The organism is Actinosynnema sp. (genome assembly GCF_052038725.1).
Window position 1 is genome coordinate 1 of record NZ_JBQGCX010001024.1, and the last position, 2,092, is coordinate 2,092.

General features: G+C 73.7%; 3 protein-coding genes. 2 read left to right on the top strand and 1 reads right to left on the bottom strand.

The features are described 5' to 3' along the window. A partial coding sequence (locus ACTUAL_RS21615) for a WHG domain-containing protein (RefSeq protein ID WP_440901526.1) occupies window positions 1-307 on the top strand: 307 nt, incomplete at its 5' end. Window positions 308-337: 30 nt separating this feature from the next. Here the strand turns inward: ACTUAL_RS21615 and ACTUAL_RS21620 are convergent. Then, entirely contained in the window at window positions 338-1,069 is a 732-nt protein-coding gene (locus ACTUAL_RS21620) for a dienelactone hydrolase family protein (RefSeq protein WP_440901528.1), read from the bottom strand. A 246-nt stretch (window positions 1,070-1,315) separates the two neighbouring features. Here ACTUAL_RS21620 and ACTUAL_RS21625 point away from each other — a divergent pair, with 246 nt between their 5' ends. Beyond that, window positions 1,316-1,834, top strand: a complete 519-nt coding sequence (locus tag ACTUAL_RS21625) for a hypothetical protein (protein WP_440901527.1) — start codon at window positions 1,316-1,318, stop codon at window positions 1,832-1,834. Window positions 1,835-2,092: the final 258 nt, after the last annotated feature.

The following is a 2,092-nucleotide window of genomic DNA, read 5'->3' on the forward strand; positions in this document are numbered from 1 at the left end:
GTCCACGGGCCGCAACCACCCGCACCTCTACCGGCTGATGTTCGCCCATCCATCAGGTGACCGAGCCGCGATCGAGGCGGCCACGGGCGCGGCGGCCCGCGCGGAGGCGGAGTTCCTGGCCGCCGTCGCCGACCTGGTCGGCCCGGCCAAGGCTCCCCGCTTCGCGGGACTGCTGCTGACCAGCGCGCACGGCATCACCACCATGGAGGCCAACGGCGACCCGTCCGAGGCCAAGTGGGGCGCGACGGCCGAGGAGCTGGTCGCGACCCTGGTGGCCATGGTCGAGCGCCAGGCGCGGGAGGGGTGAGGGCCGGGGGACGCGCCCCCGGCCCCGCGCTCACGCCAGGTGCCGCCGGAAGAACCGGTCGACGTCGTCCCCCTCGAACGCCGGGACGCCGGTGTGCCCGCCCGTGTTGGCGTGCAACGTCTTCTCGGCGGACCCGAACGCGTCGAACAGGTCGAGCGCCATCCCCCGGTCGTTCCACCGGTCGTCCCACTGGAGCAGGACGAGCAGCGGGATCGACACCCGCCGGGCCTCCTCGGTGGTGCTCCGGGGCACGTAGCTGCCCGCGAACAGCACCGAGGCCACGATCCGGGGCTCGACGGCCGCCAACCGCACCCCGATCGAGATCACCCCACCGGAGTACCCGACCGGTCCGCCGATCCCCGGCAGCGCGAGCAGCCCGTCCAGGAGCCCCCGCCACTCGGGAACCGCCCGCTCGACCAGCGGCAGGACGAGCCGGTCGACGACGTCACCCCCCACCGCCTCCCCCGCCTCCAGGGCCCGCCGCAGGTCGGCGCGGGCCTGGTCGACGTCGGGCAGCCGGGGCCGGTCGCCCGCGCCGGGCAGTTCGAGGGTCGCCGCGGCGAAGCCGGACGCGACGCACCGCCGGGCCCGCTCCAGCAGCCGGGGCCGCATCCCGGCGAGCCCACCGGGGTGGCCGAGCAGGATCAGCGGGGCGGCGCCGGAGGCGTTCTCGGCCGTCCACAGGACGCCGGGAACGCCGTCGAGCGCGAAGGGGCGTTCGAGCACTCCGCCGTCGAGGCGCTGCTCGGAAGTGAACTGGATCATGGTCGTGCCTTTCGGGAGAGCTGGTGAACGGCGCTCCCGGACGACCTACCGCCCGACCGCGACCCCTGAGGGGAGCACCCACGTCACAGCGTTCACGGGTACCACCTCCTCGGCTCGCAGCACGGTCGACGGGAAGGTAGCAGAACCGCGCGGGAGGGCGACATGGCCCGGCGCCGTGCCGCACGAGCCAGCCGCCCGCGAAATCCGGCGGCGACCGCGTCGCGGACCGGCCACCATGGCGGCATGTCGGATCTTCGCTGGGACGAGGTCAGGAGCTTCTTCGACCCCGAGCTGATGGGGGCGCTCCCCGACGTGTTCGTCCCGGACACGTCGGCGGAGGACTGGCAGGCGGTGTTCGACCTGGTCGAGGCGCGTGGTTGGCGGTGGGAGCTCGTCCAGGGCGGCGCAGCCGCGCCGCTGCCCCCGGCCGCCGAGGCGCTGGCACGCCCGGTGGGCGCCGAGGTGGTGGAGCTGAGGGTCCACCCGGCTCCAGGGGTGCTGGTGATCTTCCGCCCCAGGTCGGCCGAGAAGATCGATTTTGACGTCGACCTGCGGGAGCTGCAAGGTCAGGACGGCGTCGACGTCCTCTGCGGGTTCCTCGGCGAGATCGGGCGGGAGCTGGGCAAGCCGGTGCGCATGACGTCGGAGGGCGGGAGCGAGGCCCACCCGGTCCTCGGGTTCGACCCAGGGCTCGACCGAGTGGTGCTGCTGACTGATCCGAGTGACCGTTGTCACCACCCGGTCACGCAGAGTATGGTCTAGACCGGCCGCCGCATTGGTGAACGACCGAGCCAATGCGGTTCTCTCCTCGCACCGCACGCTGCCAGGTCGGCGTTCGCCTCACCGCGTACCGCCCGTCCGATGGGAGCCGACCATGCAACTCCGCCGAAGGATCGCGGCACTGGCCACCGGGGCGCTCGTCGCGCCGCTGGCCGTCGTGGCGCTGCCGAGCGCCCCGGCGTTCGCGCACGGCTACATCTCGTCCCCTCCGAGCAGGCAGGCGCAGTGCGCCCAGAACAC